Annotated in this window: 19 protein-coding genes; all 19 read left to right on the top strand. The window is 41.8% G+C overall.

Features of this window, described 5'->3' with window-relative positions; all coding sequences use genetic code 11:
• Window positions 1-153: 153 nt before the first annotated feature.
• The 19 genes from OCV72_RS04655 (at window position 154) to OCV72_RS04560 (ending at window position 20635) form a co-directional block, all read left to right on the top strand.
• Entirely contained in the window at window positions 154-1077 is a 924-nt protein-coding gene (locus OCV72_RS04655) for a Uma2 family endonuclease (protein WP_055282216.1), read from the top strand.
• 69 nt (window positions 1078-1146) lie between these two features.
• Window positions 1147-1638, top strand: a complete 492-nt coding sequence (locus tag OCV72_RS04650) for a tRNA (cytidine(34)-2'-O)-methyltransferase (RefSeq protein ID WP_055282214.1) — start codon at window positions 1147-1149, stop codon at window positions 1636-1638.
• A gap of 8 nt (window positions 1639-1646) precedes the next feature.
• Entirely contained in the window at window positions 1647-2420 is a 774-nt protein-coding gene (locus OCV72_RS04645; protein WP_055282212.1) for a MurR/RpiR family transcriptional regulator, read from the top strand.
• A gap of 1 nt (window position 2421) precedes the next feature.
• The gene (locus OCV72_RS04640) at window positions 2422-3192 is read left to right on the top strand and encodes a MurR/RpiR family transcriptional regulator (protein ID WP_055282210.1); all 771 of its coding nucleotides are present in this window, start codon (window positions 2422-2424) and stop codon (window positions 3190-3192) included.
• Between the two features lie 150 nt (window positions 3193-3342).
• A complete protein-coding gene (locus tag OCV72_RS04630; protein ID WP_172677206.1) occupies window positions 3343-5895 on the top strand; it encodes a Cof-type HAD-IIB family hydrolase in 2553 nt (850 codons plus the stop codon).
• 22 nt (window positions 5896-5917) lie between these two features.
• A complete protein-coding gene (locus tag OCV72_RS04625) occupies window positions 5918-7864 on the top strand; it encodes a PTS sucrose transporter subunit IIABC (RefSeq protein ID WP_055282208.1) in 1947 nt (648 codons plus the stop codon).
• A 278-nt stretch (window positions 7865-8142) separates the two neighbouring features.
• Window positions 8143-8451: a hypothetical protein gene (locus OCV72_RS04620; RefSeq protein ID WP_055282206.1), complete on the top strand. Its 309-nt coding sequence runs from the start codon at window positions 8143-8145 to the stop codon at window positions 8449-8451.
• Window positions 8452-8502: 51 nt separating this feature from the next.
• Window positions 8503-10518 (top strand): V-type ATP synthase subunit I, encoded by a 2016-nt coding sequence (locus tag OCV72_RS04615; protein WP_055282204.1) that lies wholly within the window; start codon window positions 8503-8505, stop codon window positions 10516-10518.
• A gap of 2 nt (window positions 10519-10520) precedes the next feature.
• The gene (locus OCV72_RS04610; protein WP_006428729.1) at window positions 10521-11006 is read left to right on the top strand and encodes a V-type ATP synthase subunit K; all 486 of its coding nucleotides are present in this window, start codon (window positions 10521-10523) and stop codon (window positions 11004-11006) included.
• A gap of 17 nt (window positions 11007-11023) precedes the next feature.
• Window positions 11024-11620, top strand: a complete 597-nt coding sequence (locus OCV72_RS04605; RefSeq protein ID WP_055282201.1) for a V-type ATP synthase subunit E — start codon at window positions 11024-11026, stop codon at window positions 11618-11620.
• Window positions 11621-11634: 14 nt separating this feature from the next.
• Window positions 11635-12603: a V0D/AC39 family V-type ATPase subunit gene (locus OCV72_RS04600; protein WP_055282199.1), complete on the top strand. Its 969-nt coding sequence runs from the start codon at window positions 11635-11637 to the stop codon at window positions 12601-12603.
• On the top strand, window positions 12596-12913 hold the full coding sequence (locus OCV72_RS04595) for a V-type ATP synthase subunit F (protein ID WP_055282197.1): 318 nt from the start codon (window positions 12596-12598) through the stop codon (window positions 12911-12913). The genes OCV72_RS04600 and OCV72_RS04595 overlap by 8 nt, the downstream gene beginning before the upstream one ends.
• A 19-nt stretch (window positions 12914-12932) precedes the next feature.
• Window positions 12933-14699 carry a V-type ATP synthase subunit A gene (locus OCV72_RS04590; protein WP_022416411.1) on the top strand — a complete coding sequence of 589 codons (1767 nt, stop codon included), beginning with the start codon at window positions 12933-12935 and terminating at the stop codon, window positions 14697-14699.
• Between the two features lie 3 nt (window positions 14700-14702).
• The gene (locus OCV72_RS04585; protein WP_055282194.1) at window positions 14703-16073 is read left to right on the top strand and encodes a V-type ATP synthase subunit B; all 1371 of its coding nucleotides are present in this window, start codon (window positions 14703-14705) and stop codon (window positions 16071-16073) included.
• 69 nt (window positions 16074-16142) lie between these two features.
• A complete protein-coding gene (locus tag OCV72_RS04580) occupies window positions 16143-16802 on the top strand; it encodes a V-type ATP synthase subunit D (protein WP_055282192.1) in 660 nt (219 codons plus the stop codon).
• 231 nt (window positions 16803-17033) lie between these two features.
• A complete protein-coding gene (locus OCV72_RS04575) occupies window positions 17034-17360 on the top strand; it encodes a PadR family transcriptional regulator (protein ID WP_006428722.1) in 327 nt (108 codons plus the stop codon).
• 3 nt (window positions 17361-17363) lie between these two features.
• Complete coding sequence (locus tag OCV72_RS04570) at window positions 17364-18002, top strand: hypothetical protein (RefSeq protein ID WP_055282190.1); 639 nt, start codon at window positions 17364-17366, stop codon at window positions 18000-18002.
• A 39-nt stretch (window positions 18003-18041) separates the two neighbouring features.
• On the top strand, window positions 18042-19919 hold the full coding sequence (locus OCV72_RS04565) for an FtsX-like permease family protein (protein WP_081020998.1): 1878 nt from the start codon (window positions 18042-18044) through the stop codon (window positions 19917-19919).
• A complete protein-coding gene (locus OCV72_RS04560) occupies window positions 19910-20635 on the top strand; it encodes an ABC transporter ATP-binding protein (protein WP_055282186.1) in 726 nt (241 codons plus the stop codon). Before OCV72_RS04565 ends, OCV72_RS04560 begins: the two co-directional genes overlap by 10 nt.
• Window positions 20636-20727 lie beyond the last annotated feature (92 nt).

Here is a 20727-nt window from a genome sequence, read left to right as displayed (position 1 = left end):
TATTCTTAAATAAAATGGAATAATGTATAATAAAATATGGAAAATATACTTGATAAATGGAATGATATATAATAAAATATGGAAAACAACATCAGAAATATAGATTACCACATGTTTGGAAGGAGGGTCCTGTAGAAGGAAGGAGATGATCCTATGACTGTAGAAGAGATGAAAAAGAAGAAAACGGAATTAGGTTTCAGCTGCGAACAGATATCAGATCGTTCCGGGGTACCATTGGGAACGGTACAAAAGATATTCAGCGGAATAACCAAAAGACCAAGATATGACACAATTTGTCAGTTGGAAAAAGCATTTCCGATTGAACATATTATATTTAAAGATAATTATGGACGAGACTACAAAGCGTCTGGAAACATAGGGGCACCAGAAGATATGAAAGGATCTGTTTCTAATCCATATCTTGGTATGATGAAAGAAAGCGTATCGGCTTATAGCATCTATGGAGATGGCACAGATCATGAGGGTGATATCTGGAAAAGTTTTTGTGGAAAAAGGCAAGGAGAATACACGCTAAAAGAGTATGAAGCGATTCCGGACGAATATAGAGTAGAATTGATTGACGGAGTCATCTATGACCTAAATACGCCAACCACGATCCATCAGCAGCTTGCATTTGAAATCAGCATCAGATTAAGAGAGTACATCCGACAGAACAAAGGATTATGCATGGTTCTTCAGTCACCTGTCAGTGTACAGCTGGATGAAGATGATAGGACGATGATACAGCCGGATGTCGTGATATGCTGCGACAGGGATAAAATCCTTCGAAGTCATGTCTATGGAGCACCGGATATGGTAATTGAGATATTATCACCATCCACAAGAAAAAAAGATATGGGATTAAAACTGAAAAAATATATCACTGCAAGAGTCAGAGAATACTGGATGGTTGACCCGGATAAGAAAAAAGTTGTAGTATATGACTTGGAACATAATGAATTACCGGCTATCTATGGTTTTGAAGACCAGGTGCCGGTGAATATATTTGCTGGAAAATGTCAGATTGACTTTTCGGAAATATACAGCTATATAGAATTTTTATTTGAAAAAGAGTAGGATGCATTTTCAGTGCAATCCATATTTGATTTTGTAAAAGTAAGTTAGTGAAAAACGGAGGAACACAACATGTTAAACATCGTACTACACGAACCAGAGATTCCGGCAAACACAGGTAATATCGGAAGAACCTGCGTAGCCACCAACACCAGATTACATTTGATCGAGCCGCTCGGCTTCCGCTTAAATGAGAAGAACTTAAAGCGTGCCGGCATGGACTACTGGGAGCATCTGGATGTCAGAACCTATATTGATTACAATGATTTCCTGGAAAAGAACCCGGGAGCCAAGATCTACATGGCAACGACAAAAGCACCAAAGGTATATACAGAAGTGAACTATGAACCGGACTGTTACATCATGTTCGGAAAAGAAAGTGCCGGAATTCCGGAAGAGATTCTGGTAGATCATAAAGAAGACTGCGTGCGTATCCCGATGGTAGGCGACATCCGTTCGCTGAACCTTGGCAACTCGGTTGCGATCGTGCTTTACGAAGCACTCAGACAGAACGGATTTGCAGGAATGAATCTGGAGGGACATCTTCACAAATTACACTGGTAGGAGATTATATGGATTTTGAAAAACGGATAGATGAGAATTACAGCTATCTGACAGCCACGGACCGGTTGATGGTACAGGAAATCCGGCAGAATAAAGAACTGGTAAGAACTATGAATAGTACACAGCTTGCCAGACATCTCGGTGTATCAAGAACGACACTTGTACGTATGTTAAAAAAGCTGTGGATCTCATCTTATGCTGAGTTTCAGCTGCTATTAAAACAAAGAACCGGAGAAACAGAGCATAAGAAGCTGGATATGCAGGGAATCATTGATGATTATCATGAGATGATCAAAGAACTGCAGAATTATGATTATAGTAAGATATGTAAAAGAATCTATGAAGCAGATACGATATACCTGTACGGTACGGGAAATGAACAGAAAGCAATTGTAGATGAGTTTAAGCGTATCTTTATGATCATGGGAAAATGGTGTGTAGACTTATTTGACCTCGGAGAGATTGAGTTTGCACAGACAGAATTTTCAGAGAAAGATTTGTTTGTAGCAGTGTCATTATCAGGAGAGAACCAGTCGATACTCCGGGCAGTGCGTCTGGCGCAGGAGAGGAAGATCCATACGTTGTCTATTACAAGATGGAATAATAATGCACTTGCAAGGCTGGCGGAATATAACCTTTATGTAGGAACCAGAGTTATACATAAAGGGCAGGATCAGTCATATGAGATGATAGCTGCGTTTTATATGCTGCTGGATATATTGTCTGTGCGATATCTGGAATTTGTGAACAGTAACAACCAGTCTGATACAGGAGAAGAGTGAGATGAATACAGATGAGCTGATGAATTTGTATTATTCGGAAATGAATGAGAATGAGCGATATATCTGCCAGTATCTATATGAGAATCGGAAAGATTTTTGCAGAGATACGATAGACGAGACTGCAAGAAAATGCGGCGTGTCCAAATCCCTGCTGGTACGGTTTGCAAAGCATCTCGGTCTGAACGGATTTCGTGAATTAAAGGCGATGCTGCGTATCGAAGAGCGGGAAAGTAAAGTGACGGAATGGAATCTGCTTGAAACAATGACAGAAAGCTATCATAAGATGCTGGATGATTTTCTAAAGCGGGATTATAACCGGATCTTTGAGTCTTTGTGTCATGCAAAAAGAGTGGTTGTATATGGAAGTGGATCGTCGCAGGCACGTGTGGCCAGCGAGATGAAGAGAATATTTCTCCCGGAAAAAACACTAATAGACCTACATGGTCATGATATGTGTCAGGCAATAGAAAAGAATATTCATAAGGATGACATGGTCTTTCTTATCTCTTTATCGGGAGAGGCAGACTATATGATAAATCTGGCAAAGAGATTGCGGGTAAAAGGTACATTTCTGGTATCAGTTACAAGGATGAGTAATAATCCGTTATCTGCATGCTGTGATGAGAATCTGTATATTGAGTCTTTACATGCTGAAGTGGGAGAATACGGAGATTATGAATCTACAACGCCGTATTTTATTCTGATTGAATTACTTTATCTGGCATATCAGAATTATCTGGCTGGAAAATCGGATAAAAAGGAAGACATATAAATATACATGAACAAAGTTTTATAAAGCAAAACAATGTACGAAAAGTGTACATATTTTTTAAACGGAGCCAATGCATTGAATGGCTCCGTTTCTTTTGTTAATATGACTTCAGAAACAAAACAGAAAGCAATAAGGCAGGTGAGCGGAAACGTGAAAGATCAAAGTGTGAAGATGATCTACTTTGATATAGACGGAACTCTTAGAGAAGAAAATGCAGAGGTATCTGAAAAAACGAGGTATGCAATCCGGGAATGTAAAAGACAGGGAATTCTGACATGCATATGCACCGGAAGAAATACGGGCAGTATTCAAAAAGATGTGCAGGAACTTCAGATGGATGGAACCATCAGTGGAGGAGGTACAAGAATTTTGTACCGGGGCAAGGAACTGAGCAGGAAAGAGTATTCTGATAAATGGCTGAAAGAGGTCAGGATATTAACAGAAAAGCAACAGGCCGGGCTGGTGCTGGAAACACAAAAGAATGTCTATATGGATCAAAAGGCAGCAGAAATATATCAGCAGTTATTTAAAGAAAAGACAAAGAATTGTACAGAAGAAGAAAGAGAAAAAATCAAAAGAAAGAATAGATATTTGTACAAAGATAATATGGAAGCATATGATTCGAATCAGGAAAAAGCACATAAGATTTGTATCGTTGGAACAGAAGCGGTAATAAACCGTATAAAAGAAGAGATAGAGAACAGATGCGAGATTGTACAGATGATACCATTTGGAAAGGATTACTTGCTGGAATGCCTTCCAGAAGGATGCAATAAAGGCAATGCAGTCAGATATCTGAATCAGAAACTGGAAATCGAAAAATCCGAAAGCATGAGCTTCGGAGATGGAGAGAATGATGAAGAACTGTTACTAGCAACAGGAACGGGAGTGGCCATGGAAAACGGCAGTGCAGAATTAAAAAAGATAGCAGACAGTATCTGCGGAACAGTACAGGAAGATGGTATTTACAAAGAACTGGTGAACAGGAAAATCATTAAGGAGAGGCAAGAGATGGTAAAAAGAAAATGGTGGCAGGAAGAAGTTATATATCAGATTTATCCAAGAAGCTTTTGTGACAGTAACGGGGATGGAATCGGTGATCTGAAAGGAATTACATCAAAGCTTGACTACTTGAAGGATCTGGGGGTTACCATGTTATGGATCTGTCCGTGTTATCAGTCACCGATGGATGATAACGGATATGATATTTCTGATTATATGAAGATTGCTGAAGAATTCGGAACTATGGAGGACATGGATGAATTAATCAGTGAAGGAAAGAAAAGAAATATTAAGATCATACTGGATCTCGTAATCAACCATACATCAGATGAACATCCATGGTTCCAGGAAGCGTTAAAGAATCCGGAAAGTAAATATCATGATTATTACATTTTTAAATCCGGAAAGAAAGAGATCAATAACTGGAGATCTGTATTTGGCGGAAATGTGTGGGAAAAGATTCCGGGAAGAGACGAGTATTATTTTCACGCATTTGGGAAAAAGCAGCCGGATCTGAACTGGGAGAATCCGGAAGTACGAAAAGAATTGTATCAGATGGTCAACTGGTGGCTGGATAAAGGCATTGCCGGGTTCCGGATTGATGCGATTACATTTATCAAAAAGGATCTGACCTGGGAAGACCGGGAAGCAGACGGAGCAGATGGTCTGGCAAAATGCACCAAGGCATCCAGAAATCAACCGGGAATCGGTACATTTTTAAATGAGCTGAAAGAAAATACATTCCAGAGACATGATTGTGTGACGGTTGCGGAGGCGCCGGGAGTTCCGTATGAAGAGCTGGAAGAATTTATCGGGGAACAGGGATACTTTTCGATGATATTTGATTTCCGTTATGCGGATCTGGATATTGCATCGGGAAGTGAATGGTTCAAACGGATTCCGTGGACGGTAAAAGATCTGAATCAGAAAGTTATGGCAAGTCAGAGGGCACTGCAAAAGTGCGGCTGGGGTGCAAACTTTATCGAAAATCACGATCAACCAAGAGCAACGTCAAAATATTTGAAAGAATACCAGAACAACAGTGACGCGGTAAAGGCACTTGCGGCAATGTATTTCTTCCTGAGAGGGACACCGTTCATTTATCAGGGACAGGAACTGGGAATGGTGAATTTTGAAAGACATGGAATCGAAGAGTTTAATGACATTTCAAGTATTGACCAGTATCACAGATCGATCGAAGAGGGACTGACAGAAAAAGAAGCATTACATATCGTAAATCTCAGAAGTCGTGACAACACAAGAACACCATTCCCGTGGACGAATGAACAGTATGGCGGATTCTCGAATGTAAAACCATGGCTTGGAATGACAGAAGAATATCCGAAGATTAATGCAGAAGATCAGATTGGACATGACGGAAGTATCTATCAGTTCTATAAAGAAATGATAGCGTTCAGACAGAAAGGCGAATACCGGGACTGCCTGATATTTGGAGATATCGAACCGTTACAGAGCAGTGACAACGTAATCGCGTACCGTAGATTTACCAAAGAAGAAAGCATTGAATGCTGGATCAATCTGAGTTCGGAGACGGTGGAAGAAAATGTAGTTGTAGAGAAAAAAGAATTGATCTGGCAAAATTCCGACAGAAAAGAGAAAGAATTCAATATCAAAGAAAATAAATTAGTACTTAAGCCATTTCAGGCAGTGTTATTAAAAGAGATAAAGGAAGAAAAATAAAGGGAAAAAGGGAGCAAAAATCATGGAAGGAAAGGATTACAGGAAAACGGCGGAGGAGATTATCCGGATCGTCGGCAAAGACAATATTGTATCTGCAACACATTGTGCAACCAGATTGCGTCTAATCGTCAAAGATAAAGAAGCAATCGATGTGAAGAAACTGGAAAAACTGCCGCTTGTAAAGGGAACATTTTTCAATGCAGGTCAGTTCCAGATCATTCTGGGAACCGGAATTGTCAATAAAGTATATGAAGAAATAGAGAATCTTGGATTAAAAACATTATCAAAAAAAGAACAGGATGAAGCAATCAAGAATCAGCAAAAAGGTGTAAAGCGCCTGATGCGGATACTGGGAGATATCTTTATCCCGATCATCCCGGTGATCGCGGCGACCGGTCTGTTCCTGGGATTAAAAGGCTGCGTGTTCAACGATAATGTACTGGGATTGTTCGGTGCATCTACAGATATGATTCCGGATTACATCGTAACACTGGTAAATGTACTGACTGAGACGGCATTCTCGTTCCTGCCGGCGATCATCTGCTGGTCTGCATTCAAGGTATTCGGCGGAACACCGGTCATTGGTATGGTACTTGGTCTGATGCTCGTTTCACCAATCCTGCCAAATGCATATTCGGTAGCGAATCCGGACAGCGGAATATCAGCAATCATGGCATTTGGAAAGATTCCAATCGTTGGATGCCAGGGTAGTGTACTGACAGCGATCATTACGGCACTGATCGGGGCAAAGCTTGAGAAAAAGCTCAGAAAAATCATGCCGAATGCACTGGATCTGATCATGACGCCATTTGTAGTGATGCTGGTTACATTCTTAATCGTAATCCTTTGTGTAGGACCTGTGATGCATGTGGTGGAATTAAAGCTTGTCAGCATCGTTGAAGCACTGGTACATCTGCCATTTGGAATCGGTGGCTTTATCATCGGAGCGACATACCCGCTTCTTGTAATTACCGGGTTGCATCATACATATACAATGATCGAGACTTCACTTCTTGCGAACACAGGATTCAATCCGGTGATTACATTATGTGCAATGTACGGATTTGCCAATGTTGGAACGTGTCTTGCATTTTTTGTAAAATCAAAAAATACTACGGTCAGACAGACGAGTATTGGAGCTATGTTATCGCAACTGTTCGGAATCAGCGAGCCGGTACTCTTCGGTATCCAGCTGCGCTATAATCTGAAACCGTTGATTATCATGTTATTTACATCAGGACTTGGAGCTGCATCGTTATCATTATTAAATATTCAGTCTAATTCTTACGGACTGGCAGTTATCCCTTCTTATCTGATGTACATTTATGAAGGAAGACAGTTCCTGTGGTATCTGATTATTTCCATCTGTTCGGTTGCATTATGTTTTGTACTGACATACCTGTTCGGAGTGCCGGAAGAAGCAATGCTGCCAGAGGACGGAATGGATGATGGATCAGTATTGGAGATGGAAGCAAATGGAGAAATGACAAATGAGGAGAACCGGGAACATAAAGAGTCCATGGATGGAAATAAGATTATAGCTCCAGTATCAGGAAAAGTAATTCCATTGGAAGAAGTGACTGATCCGACATTTGCGGGAAAGGTGCTGGGGGATGGATTTGCCATTGTTCCGGAAGATTCCATAATCAAATCCCCAATTAATGGAACCGTAGAACTTATGTATGAGACGGGACATGCGGTTGGTCTTTCTACAGATGATGGAAAAGAAATCTTGATTCACATCGGTATTGATACCGTAGCAATGAACGGTGATGGATTCCATATCATTGCAAAGACAGGACAGAATGTAAAAAGTGGAGATCCACTGGTTGAAGTGGATTTTGAAAAGATCAGAAAAGCAGGCAAAAGTGACAGCGTTATTGTCATTGTGACTTCGGGAGAAAAAGTAGAAACCAGAAATGTGGAAAACGTTAAGAGCGGCATAAGCGAAGCTGCAGAGATTGTATAAATTCCATATTATTTAGACAAAATAAGGATATTGTCCATTTTCGTTAAGAAAATGAGATGATATCCTTATTTGCATACCAGGTATATAAGTAAACGCAGGAGGTTTTTCAGTATTTCTACTTATTAATATGTGCACAGATATAAAACGACAAAATGATAAAAATGTATCAAAGTGACATACAATTTAAAGAAAATATAAGAAATGTATGGCAAAATCACGAAAATAAGATTATAATTTAAACTAGATTTTGTATTTTTTGAAGGAGAGGTGGTAGAAAAATGGTAGAAGAAACCATTAAGGCCATCAAGGAAACGGAGAATGAAGCGGATGAGATCATAAGAAAAGCAGATGCAACGTGTACCGAGATCCTTGAAAAAGCTGCTAAAGAAGCAAAAGAGATAAAAGAACAGACTGTAGCAAATGCAAAGAAACAGGCAGAAACAGAACTTTTGCAGGTGAAAGAAGAAGGCGAAACCTTAAAGAAAAAGGCTTGCGAGAAGACAGAACAGGAGACAGAAGCGTTAAAAGCACTGGCTCAGGGAAAAGAAGAGGAGGCGGTATCCGCAGTCATGAAAGCGTTGCTTTGATGATACGGGAAGAGAAAAAGCCTGAAAAAGAAGAAAAGGAGGGATGCAGTTATGGCAGTATTGCAGATGCAGCGAATCAGTATCTGCGCATTAAAGCATGACCGGAAAGCGATTCTGGAAAAACTGCAGTCCATGGGCATGATAGAGATGCATCAGGTCGCACAGGACGAAGCCGGATTCGAGAAGATGGATACGCAGAGTGCGAAATCAAGCTTTGAGAAACGGGTGCAGATCACGGAAAATGCACTGGATGTGTTGAATCAGTATGCTCCGGAGAAAAAGTCGATGTTCGCCAGTCTGGAAGGCAATAAGCTGATCGATAAGAAGACGATGGAAGCAGCAGCGGTGAAACAGGAGGAGGTCATGGAAGTGGCGGAACTTCTGATTGCTGATCATAAGAGAATTGCGGAAGCACAGGCCGAGATCGTGAAGCGGAATACCCAGATAGAGGCACTTGCGCCGTGGATGAGTCTGGAAGTGGAGATGAATTATCCGGGTACGAAAAAGACGGCAATGCTTCTTGGAACCATGGCGGCGGAGACGACACTGGAAATGATCTACGGAAAGCTTGCCGAAGAGCATCCAGAGATTGAAGCTGTAGATATATCGGTTATAAGCCGGGATAAAGATGCCGTGTACTTAAGCGTATTCTGTATGAAGGAGCAGGCGGCAGACGTGGAGAACACACTCCGTACGGTTGGATTCTCAAGACCGGTCGTATCGGCAGAAAGGATTCCGGCAAAGCAGAAAGAAGAACTGGAAGAGCAGATCAGACAGATTGAAGAAGATATCGCAAATATCCGGGAAGAGATCATATCCCACGCAGAAGACCGGGAGGAACTGGAGGTCATCGGCGATTATTACCGGATGCGTGCAGAAAAGTACGAAGTACTGGGAACACTTCCGCAGTCCAGACGTACATTTATTATCAGTGGTTACGCAGCGAAAGAAGCGGTACCGGCGATCCGGAAAGGAATCGGGGAAGCATATGACTGTGTAATCGATGTAGAAGAGTTAAAAGAAGATGAAGAACCACCGGTGATCCTTAAAAATAACGGATTTTCGGAAAGCGTGGAAGGAGTTCTGGAGTCTTACGGACTTCCGCATAAAGGAGAGATTGATCCGACTGCGATCATGTCATTCTTTTATGTATTTTTCTTCGGAATGATGTTATCAGATGCAGCATATGGTGCGATCATCGCAATCGTGTGTCTGGTCGTTCTTAAGAAATTCCCGCGCATGAGCGCAGGTATGAGAAAATCCATGAAAATGTTCATGTATTGTGGAATTTCTACTATGGTATGGGGAATTTTGTTCGGTGGATATTTTGGAGATGTCGTAGATGTTGTATCGAGCACATTCTTTGGAAAAGAGCTGACGATCAAACCACTTTGGTTTGCACCGTTAAATGATCCGATGAGACTTCTGATCTATTCGATGGCATTCGGACTGGTTCATCTGTTCGTGGGTCTTGGAATCAAAGGATATATGTTGTTAAAAGACGGAAAGGTACTGGATTTCTTCTGTGATATCGTACTGTGGTACATTTTCCTGATCGGACTGATCCTGATGCTGCTTCCGTCAGAGATATTTGCTTCGATCGCACAGACGAAGATCGTGTTCCCTGCAGCACTGATTACATTGTCGAAAGCAATGGCGATCATCGGAGCACTCGGACTGTTACTGATGTCCGGAAGATCAAGCAAGAATCCGGCACTCAGACTTGCACTTGGAGCATATGATATCTACAACATTACCGGATGGTTAAGTGATGTATTATCATACTCCAGACTTCTGGCACTGGGACTTGCGACAGGCGTTATCGCATCCGTTGTCAATCAGATGGGAAGTATGCTTGGTAAGAGTGTATTCGGGGTCATCTTATTTATCGTAGTATTTATAGTCGGACATGCAATGAACCTGGCAATCAACCTGCTTGGTGCATATGTCCACACCAACCGACTTCAATTTGTGGAATTCTTTGGAAAATTCTACGAAGGTGGTGGAAAACCTTTCGAACCGTTTCATGCGGAGACAAAATATGTAGATATTAAGGAGGAAAAATAGATATGAGTATTTGGAATGATATGGGAATGGTATATGCACTTCTTGGTGCGGCAGTGGCAGTATTCCTGGCAGGTGCAGGATCTGCGATCGGAGTAGGTATTGCAGGACAGGCAGCGTCCGGAGTTGTAACAGAAGACCCAAGCAAATTCGCAAAAGTATTGATCATGCAGCTGCTTCCTGGTACACAGGGAATCTACGGATTGCTGGTTGGATTTATTACATTATCTAAGATCGGACTTCTTGGCGGCGGAGCAGCAGATCTGGATCCGAAGACCGGACTTCTGATTCTTGCAGCTTGCCTTCCAATCGGAATTGTAGGTCTGATTTCAGGAAAAGCACAGGGACAGACAGCAGCGGCAGCAATCGGAATCGTAGCAAAGAAGCCGGATCAGTTCGGTAAAGCAATGCTGTTCCCTGCAATGGTTGAGACATATGCCATCCTTGCACTTCTGATTTCTATCCTTTCCGTAACAGCAATTCAGGTATAGAAGGAGTGTGAAGGAAAATGGCTGGATTAGAGAAGATCAAAAGTCAGATCCTTGACGAGGCAAAAGAGACGGCAAATGTAAAGATCGAAGATGCGAAAGCGCAGGCAGAACAGATGAAGACTCAGGCGCAGGCAGAAGGAGCTGCACAGGCAGAACAGATCCTGAAGAAGTCTGAAGCGGAAGTTGCCGCACAGAAAGAGCGTGTGAAGTCAGCCATCGATCTTCAGAGAAGAACGAGACTTCTGGAAGCAAAGCAGGAGATGATCGCAGAGATCATCGAGAAGGCGTATGAAAAGGTTATAAGTCTTGCGCCGGATGAGTATTACCAGATGCTCCTGTCTATTCTGGAAGCATACGTACTTCCGCAGGAGGGAGAGATCTATTTCTCCGTAAAAGATCTGGAAAATATGCCGGTAGGATTTGGCAAAGAAATTGAAGAAATAGCTCTGGCAAAGGGAGGAAAACTTACTGTAGCCGGAGCGGGCAGAGATAATATTGACAATGGATTCATTCTTGCGTACGGTGGAATTGAAGAGAATTGTACGATCAGGGCAATGTTCGATGCGAAGCGGGATGAACTTGCGGACATCGTTCACCGGATGCTCTTTGTATGATATGGAGGGACAACATGAGTGAACAATATACCTATGCGGTCGCAAGAATCCGTGCCCTGGAAGTATCCCTGTTCTCTGACAGTACCATCGACCAGCTGATCGCGTGCCAGAGTTATGATCAGGCATTGCAGTTCTTAGAAGAGAAGGGATGGGGAGATACCGAAAGCAGCGGGGATGCGGAAAAAATCCTGACGAGAGAAGAAGAAAAGACATGGGAAGTGGTCAAAGAACTGTCGATCGGAATGGAACATTTCGATGTGCTTTCTTATCCGAAGCTTTTTCATAATTTAAAGGCAGCGGTCAAGGAAGTATGCACCGGAGATAAGAACCGGCATATCTATTATGAAGATGTTCGGATTCCCGGGGAAGAGATGCGAAAGATCGTAGAAGACAGAGACTTCGGAAAGCTTCCGGACAGTATGCGGATCGCAGGAGAAGAAGCATACGAGACACTTCTTCATACCGGAGACGGGCAGCTCTGTGATGTGATCATAGACCGGGCGGCGCTGGATGCCATCTATCAGGCCGGGAAAGAGTCACCGGATAAGATCATACAGGATTACGCAGAATCCACAGTGGCAGTGGCGGATATCAAGATTGCCGTCCGGTCACAGAAGACCGCAAAATCAACGGAATTTATGAAACGGGCAATGGCAGAATGTGATTCTTTAAGTGTGAGCCAGTTATCGAAAGCAGCACTTAGCGGCATGGACGCCATCTGCGAATACTTAAGAGGAACGGCTTATGCAGAAGGTGCGGAAGCACTGGCAGAGTCGCCGTCAGCATTCGAAAGATGGTGTGACAATCGGATCATCCAGACCATCAGTCCGGAGAAATATCATGCATTTACGATAGGACCGGTAATCGCCTATGTAATTGCAAGACAGAATGAGATTAAAACGGTACGAATCATTTTATCCGGAAAGCAGAACGAACTGCCGGATGATTCGATCCGGGAAAGGGTAAGGAAAATGTATGTATAAGATTGCAGTATTAGGCGATTACGACAGCATCTTCGGATTCGCAGCACTGGGCCTTGATACATTTGCCGTCCAGACCCGTGAGGAAGCCGCAGAGAAATTACATCAGCTGGCACAGGGTGGATATGGGATCATCTATATCACAGAGAAACTTGCCGCTGAATTAACGCATGAGATAGAAAAATATCAGGAACAGGTCACACCGGCGATCATTCAGATTCCGGGTATCGCCGGAAATACAGGCGCCGGAGTTGCAGGTGTGAAGAAATCGGTAGAGCAGGCTGTCGGTTCCGATATTATATTTGGCAGCTAAAGGAGGTTGATTCGTCCGTATGAGTACAGGAACGATTAAAAAAGTAGCAGGACCGCTGGTCATTGCAGAAGGTATGCGTGACGCCAACATGTTTGACGTGGTACGTGTAAGCAGCCAGCGTCTGATCGGAGAGATCATAGAGATTCACGGAGATGAGGCATCCATCCAGGTATACGAGGAGACATCAGGACTTGGACCTGGAGAGCCGGTAGAGTCTATGGGAGTACCAATGTCAGTAGAACTTGGTCCCGGACTGATCACAAGCATATACGATGGAATCCAGAGACCGCTGGATGACATTATGAAAATCTCCGGAAATAACTTAAAGCGAGGCGTGGAAGTTGCTTCGTTAAAACGTGATAAGAAATGGGAATTTGTACCGGTCGCAAAAGCCGGCGATGAGGTCGAAGCAGGTGACGTACTCGGAACTGTGCAGGAGACCATCGTTGTACAGCAGAAGATCATGGTTCCTTATGGAGTAAAAGGAACGGTAAAAGAGATCAAAGCCGGAACATTTACCGTAGAAGAAGTGGTAGCAGTGATCGCTACCGAAAAAGGTGACAAAGAACTGACGATGATGCAGAGATGGCCGGTACGAAAGGGCCGTCCGTATCAGAAGAAGCTGCCGCCGGTAAAACCACTGGTAACCGGTCAGCGTGTTATCGATACATTCTTCCCAATCGCCAAAGGTGGTGTGGCAGCTGTTCCGGGACCTTTCGGAAGCGGCAAGACAGTTATCCAACACCAGTTGGCTAAGTGGGCAGAGGCAGATATCGTGGTCTATATCGGATGCGGAGAACGTGGTAATGAGATGACCGATGTTTTGAATGAATTCCCGGAACTGAAAGACCCGAAGACCGGACAGTCTCTGATGGAAAGGACCGTGCTGATTGCAAATACATCGGATATGCCGGTTGCAGCCCGTGAGGCTTCCATCTATACCGGAATCACGATCGCAGAATATTTCCGTGATATGGGATATTCTGTAGCGCTGATGGCAGATTCTACATCCCGTTGGGCAGAGGCACTTCGAGAGATGTCGGGACGTCTGGAAGAGATGCCTGGTGAAGAAGGTTACCCGGCATACTTAGGTTCCCGTCTGGCGCAGTTCTATGAAAGAGCCGGACATGTGGTATCCCTTGGTAAAGAAGGAAGAGAAGGTGCACTTTCCGTTATCGGAGCGGTATCTCCTCCGGGTGGTGATATCTCCGAACCGGTATCACAGGCAACCCTTCGTATTGTAAAGGTATTCTGGGGACTGGATTCCGCACTTGCGTATAAGAGACATTTCCCAGCCATCAACTGGCTGACCAGTTATTCACTGTATGTTGACAATATGGCAAACTGGTTCAACGAGGAAGTGGCAGCGGACTGGATGGAAGACCGTCAGAAGATGATGACAATCCTTCAGGAAGAAGCCGAGTTAAATGAGATCGTACAGATGGTAGGTATGGATGCCCTGTCACCGACCGACCGTCTGAAGATGGAAGCGGCAAGATCCATCCGTGAGGACTTCTTACATCAGAATTCCTTCCACGAGATTGACACTTACACACCGCTTCGTAAGCAGTATCTGATGATGAAACTGGTACTGGCATTTTATGAGAAATCTGTCGATGCACTGAACAAGGGTGCGGACATGAATGCACTGATCGCCATGCCGGTAAGAGAAAAGATCGGCCGTTATAAATATACAACAGACGCCGATATCGAAAGTGAATATAAGAATGTAGAAGAAGAACTGGACAAGGAAGTTGCGGCTGCATTCGGGAAGGAGGACTTCTAAATTATGCCAAAAGAATATAGAACCATACAGGAAGTTGCCGGACCTCTGATGCTGGTACGCGGCGTTGAAAATGTAGCCTATGACGAATTAGGTGAGATTGAGCTTGCAAGCGGTGAGAAGCGCCGCTGCAAGGTTCTGGAGATCAATGGAAATGATGCACTGGTGCAGTTATTCGAAAGTGCCACGGGTATCAACTTAAGTAACAGTAAAGTACGTTTTCTCGGACGAAGCATGGAGCTTGGTGTATCGGAAGATATGCTTGGACGTGTCTTCGACGGACTGGGCCGCCCAATCGACGGGGGACCGGAGATCCTGCCGGATGAAAGACGTGATATCAACGGTCTGCCTATGAACCCGGCGGCAAGAAGCTATCCGGAAGAGTTTATCCAGACAGGTGTATCGGCTATTGACGGACTGAACACATTGGTTCGTGGGCAGAAACTTCCGATCTTCTCGGCATCCGGACTTCCACATGCCAACCTGGCAGCGCAGATCGCAAAACAGGCAAAAGTACGAGGAAGCAATGAGAAGTTCGCCGTAGTATTTGCCGCTATGGGTATCACATTCGAAGAGTCGAACTTCTTTGTAGAATCTTTCAAAGAGACAGGTGCCATCGACAGAACCGTACTGTTCGTCAACCTGGCAAATGACCCGGCAATCGAGCGTATTTCTACACCTCGTATGGCACTGACAGCAGCCGAGTATCTTGCATTCGAAAAAGACATGCATGTACTGGTAATTATGACAGATATTACCAACTATGCAGATGCGCTTCGAGAAGTATCTGCCGCACGTAAGGAAGTACCGGGACGCCGTGGATATCCTGGATATATGTACACCGACCTTGCAACGTTATATGAAAGAGCCGGAAGACAGAATGGCAAGAAGGGAAGTATCACACTGATTCCGATCCTGACCATGCCGGAAGATGACAAGACGCATCCAATCCCGGATCTTACCGGATACATCACCGAAGGCCAGATCATCTTAAGCCGTGATTTGTACCGTAAAGGTATCAAACCGCCGATCGATGTATTGCCATCCCTGTCCCGTCTGAAAGATAAGGGAATCGGAGAAGGTAAGACAAGAGCCGATCATGCAAATACCATGAACCAGTTATTTGCGGCATATGCGCGAGGAAAAGATGCGAAAGAATTAATGACTATTTTAGGAGAGGCAGCTCTTACCGATATTGACCTGGTATATGCGAAATTCGCAGATGCATTTGAAAAAGAATATGTATCACAAGGATACGATACCGACAGACCGATTGAAGAGACACTGGAGATCGGATGGAAGCTGTTGTCTATGCTGCCAAGATCAGAGTTGAAACGAATTGATGATAAGTTCTTGGATTTATACTATGGTAAATAGTAAGTTATGCGAAGCAGATTCGAGCCGGCATGGCGTCCGGTATAAAAAAGTATAGAAAGGAGTGATACTATGGCGTCAACCCAGGTAACCCCTACCCGTATGGAACTGACCAGAACCAAGAAGAAACTGGTCACAGCCATAAAAGGTCACAAACTTCTGAAAGATAAACGAGACGAACTGATGCGTCAGTTCCTGGATCTGGTAAAAGTGAACATGGAACTTCGGGAGAAGGTAGAAGCGGGTATCCGTTCGGCCAATAAGAACTTCGTCATAGCCAAAGCCGGAATGGACGAAGCAACCCTGAACACGGCACTGATGGCGCCGAAGCAGGAGGTGGATCTGGAAGTCGGACAGAAGAATGTCATGAGTGTAGACATTCCTGTATTCGAGACAAAGACAAGAACCGCCGATGCGAATGATATTTATTCGTATGGATTTGCATTTACATCCAGTGATCTGGACGGAGCTGTAAAATCTCTTGCAGATATCCTTCCGGATATGCTAAAGCTTGCAGAGACAGAAAAAGCCTGCCAGCTTATGGCGGCTGAGATCGAGAAGACCAGAAGACGTGTCAACGCCCTGGAGCATGTGATCATTCCGGAAGCGCAGAAGAATATCAAGTATATTACGATGAAGCTTGATGAGAATGAACGAAGCACCCAGATCCGTCTGATGAAGGTGAAAGATATGATGCTGGAGGATGCGCATCATTATAAAGAGAGAGAATAAAAGACTATATTGTAAAAAACCGCAGAGGTAAGTTGAAAAGCTTGCATCTGCGGTTTTTTATCGCCATTCGTTCGGAAGAAGCTGCTGATGGCAGGTTTTGTAGATACAAAAATATTTTTTTCAGTGTCAAATATTCTGTTTCAAAATAAGCTTCTTAAATTACTTGACAAACAACTACTATGTGATACAATATAGTTAAGAACTACTATAGTATGCAAGGTAGGTGGGAACATGTATGATAAATCACAATTAATGAAGGGAACTTTAGAAGGATGTATATTACAGATTTTATCCGAGACAGTTACATATGGATATGAGATTGTAACAACATTAGAAGAATTCGGATTTGAAGATGTAAAAGAGGGAAGTATTTATCCATTACTTGTACGATTGGAAAAGAAAGGAATGATTTCTTCAGAATTACGGTCTTCGCCGCTTGGACCGAAAAGAAAGTATTATTCACTAACGGATGAGGGGCAGGCATATTTGAAGGAATTTATTAAATGTTGGACGGAAGTACAATCATCAGTAAATAGAATTTTGAAAAAGGAGAAGTAGATTATGTTAACGAAGAAAAATAAAAGAATGATCCGGAAGATGCGTAAGTATATAAAGACATTTCCACTTACGGAAAGAGAAATAAATCAGATGGTTGAGGATATTACGGGAATGGCGGAAGAAGCACAGGAGCGTAATGAAGATTTTGAAACAGTATTGGGAAAGTCGGTTCATGAATTCTGTGATGATCTGATTTATTCTGTAGGAGGAAGCAGAGCACCGGGAGGACGGAAATTGCTTAGAGCGACTTCGATATATTTTCAGATATTTGGACTTTGTGGGATTGTAGGTTCCTTGATTAATATTTGCTTTTTAAATGGAGAACGCATGCATGAGTTATGGATACTTGCTTATTCAATCGGCATGTGGTATCTGGGACATTATGGGGAAGCAAACTGTAATAATACGGAAAAAATAAAACAGTTAACAGTAGGTAGTTCTATCTATATGATTATTAATCTGTTAATATATTGCAATGAAATTATTATTGCAATAGATACAGGAAAAGCATTTTTGAAAGCGTCGGACTTTCCACTTATGATTGTTGGGATTATTGTTGATTTTGTTCCGGCGATTCTGTATCTGGTTGGAGCAAGAAGGAACAGACCGGCAGGAGAACAGATAGAAGTTGAGAATAGATGACAAAAGATGGGGAAACATTTTTCCTTAAAGGAATAGTATATGAAAGTATTATTGAAAATATTAAAAAAGAATGTGCGTAATAGTATTGTATGTTTTATGAGTACTATTTTAGTTGCAATTATATTATTCGTGTTTCTGGGAGTTAAAGAATTGGTTCTTGGAACAATGAGTATGGAAGAAAGGGTTCGGTCGCAACAAGGAGTTGCGATTCAAACGTACATGTATATATTGCTGTTTATTGGTCTGATTTTGATCAGCTATACAGTAAGCAATTATAGCCGGATAAGAATCAAAGATTATGGAATGTTTATGGTATTCGGAGAAGAAAAGAAAGATATTATCCGGATGATAATTCTGGAATATGGGATTATATGTGGTATTTCGTGGCTGATTGGGTGTGTAGTGGGAACGCCTTTTGTAATTCTTCTTCAGTCTATATTCAGAAAAGAAGGGATTCAAACAGTTCAAGATCCATGCTGGTTTCTAAAGAATATTGGAAGTACATGTTTTTATATGTGTGTTATTTTGTGCATTGCCGTAATCATGAATATAATAAAAATTCAAAACAATTCACTGGCTTCGCTTTTGAATACGGAACAGAAAAGGGGGACGGTTCCGTCTGTTAAAGCAAGCGTGATAGGTGCGATTGCAGGGCTGATCTGTTTTGTGTCTGCAATTATTCTTTTTTCGAAGGTTCCTATGACATATCCACGTATGAAATATGGAGTTCTTTTTTCGCTGATCGGATTATATCTTTGGTTTACTTATTTGGGAAATGTTATATTGCGATGGGTGAAAAAGAAAGAAAAATGGTATGACAGACATATTCTTACGCTAAAAACGTTGTATCACAGATTTTCAGAAAATAAAAATATAATTTTAATTGTTTTTATTATTAATGTATTTGTATGGGTGATTGTAAATATCAATATTATAGAATACGGTAATCTTTCTTCCGAGTATTTATGGAAATATCCATATAATTATGTATGTATGACAGAAGAAAAATATACAGACGAAATTCATAAGGTTATAAAAGAACCAGATGAAAAAATAGATGAATATGCGTATATTCCGCTCATAAGCAATGATGGAGGGGAATATGTAGGTATTTCGGAGGATTCCTATAACAAACTTACGAAGAATAAGAAAGAGCATATCAAACAGGGAGAGGTAAAGGCAGTTCTGGAAAAATCAAAACAAGACGATGAAAACATGTTTCAGGATAAACATGTTTATTTAAAAACAGCAACAGGAATGTGTAAATTTGCGATAAAAAAAGAAGAGAAAGAAGTTTTATTTGTTGCTCAACAGTCGGATATTATACGAATTCTGGTTATGAATAATAGTGATTTTGATATGCTTAGATCTTTGCAGAAAAAGAATACGGTTATTATGACGCAGCAAACAGAAAAAGAGACGGTGATTGATGAGGGCAAATTAAAAGTATGTGAAAAGAAATATGAGATAATTGGTTTTTATAAAGGCTCATTGATGAAAGAAGACAGATCGGATGACCTGACAACTCTTATCTTTTACATTTGTATTGGTGCATTTTTGATTATTAGTGGAATAATGATTTTATCTATAAAAATATGGTCAGACATTTCTAATGTAAGTATGAAATATGGATTCTTGAAAAAAATAGGCATGGAGACCAAAGAAATAAAGAAAAATGTGAAAAAGGAACTTTCGCTTTCTTTATGGATCGCATTTATACTTTCGATTGTAATAAGTGGTGGTGCTTTGAGTTATATTACATGGAACGTTGATTGGCTCTTGAAAAAACAGGTGTTGATAACATTTTTTGAACTGTTATTATTCCAGGCCGGGTACATTATCTTATTGAGAGAGTATGGATGGAGACTTGCTAATCAGCAAATTCAGAGTGAAAGAAGGGAAAAGATATGGAAGTGATCAGCGGAGAGAAAATTGTGAAAAGTTACGGTAAGTTTAAAGTGTTAAAGGGTATTAATTTGAATGTACAGGATGGCGAATTTGTAGGAATTATGGGAAAATCAGGAAGTGGAAAGACGACACTTTTGAAAATTCTGGGGCTCATTGAATCTGTAACAGATGGGGCACTTTTATACAAGAAAGATGAAATATCAAAACTGTCAGATAAAGAACTTGCGAGAATACGAAGAGAAGAATTAGGCTTCGTATTTCAGGAATTTTATTTGATGGATAGTTTAGATGTTTTTGAAAACATTATGTTGCCTTTCTATATCAGCAAAACAGTAGATGATTCCAAAAAGGAACGAGCGAGAGTGTTAATGGATAAATTCGGAATTAGGACTTTGGAAAAAAAGATGCCGGCCGAACTGTCAGGAGGTGAAAGGCAGAGAGTTGCCATTTGCAGAGCATTAATAAATGATCCAGAGATTATTTTTGCGGATGAGCCGACCGGAAATCTTGACTCAAAGTCCGGGAAGACTGTGATTGATGCGTTGAAGGATATTAATGAACATATGGGAAAGACAATCATTATGGTTACACATGACCCACAGATGGCAAGTTATTGTAGCCGGCTGATTCTGCTGAAAGATGGTGTGATATTGGAAGACTTGGAGAATAATAGAAATCAAGAATCTTTTTATCAAGAGATTATTGGAAAGATGAAAGAGTTGTAGAAGGTTCACAAAAATTAAGCATTTCTAAACCACGTATTGAAAATAAAAATCAGGCATGTTATTGTATCGATACGCAGATGAATTCTAATATC

The organism is Dorea amylophila, from assembly GCF_025567265.1.
Classification (GTDB): domain Bacteria; phylum Bacillota; class Clostridia; order Lachnospirales; family Lachnospiraceae; genus Dorea_A; species Dorea_A amylophila.
The sequence above is the reverse complement of the archived record's forward strand: the minus strand, read 5'-3'. Positions and strand labels throughout refer to the sequence as shown.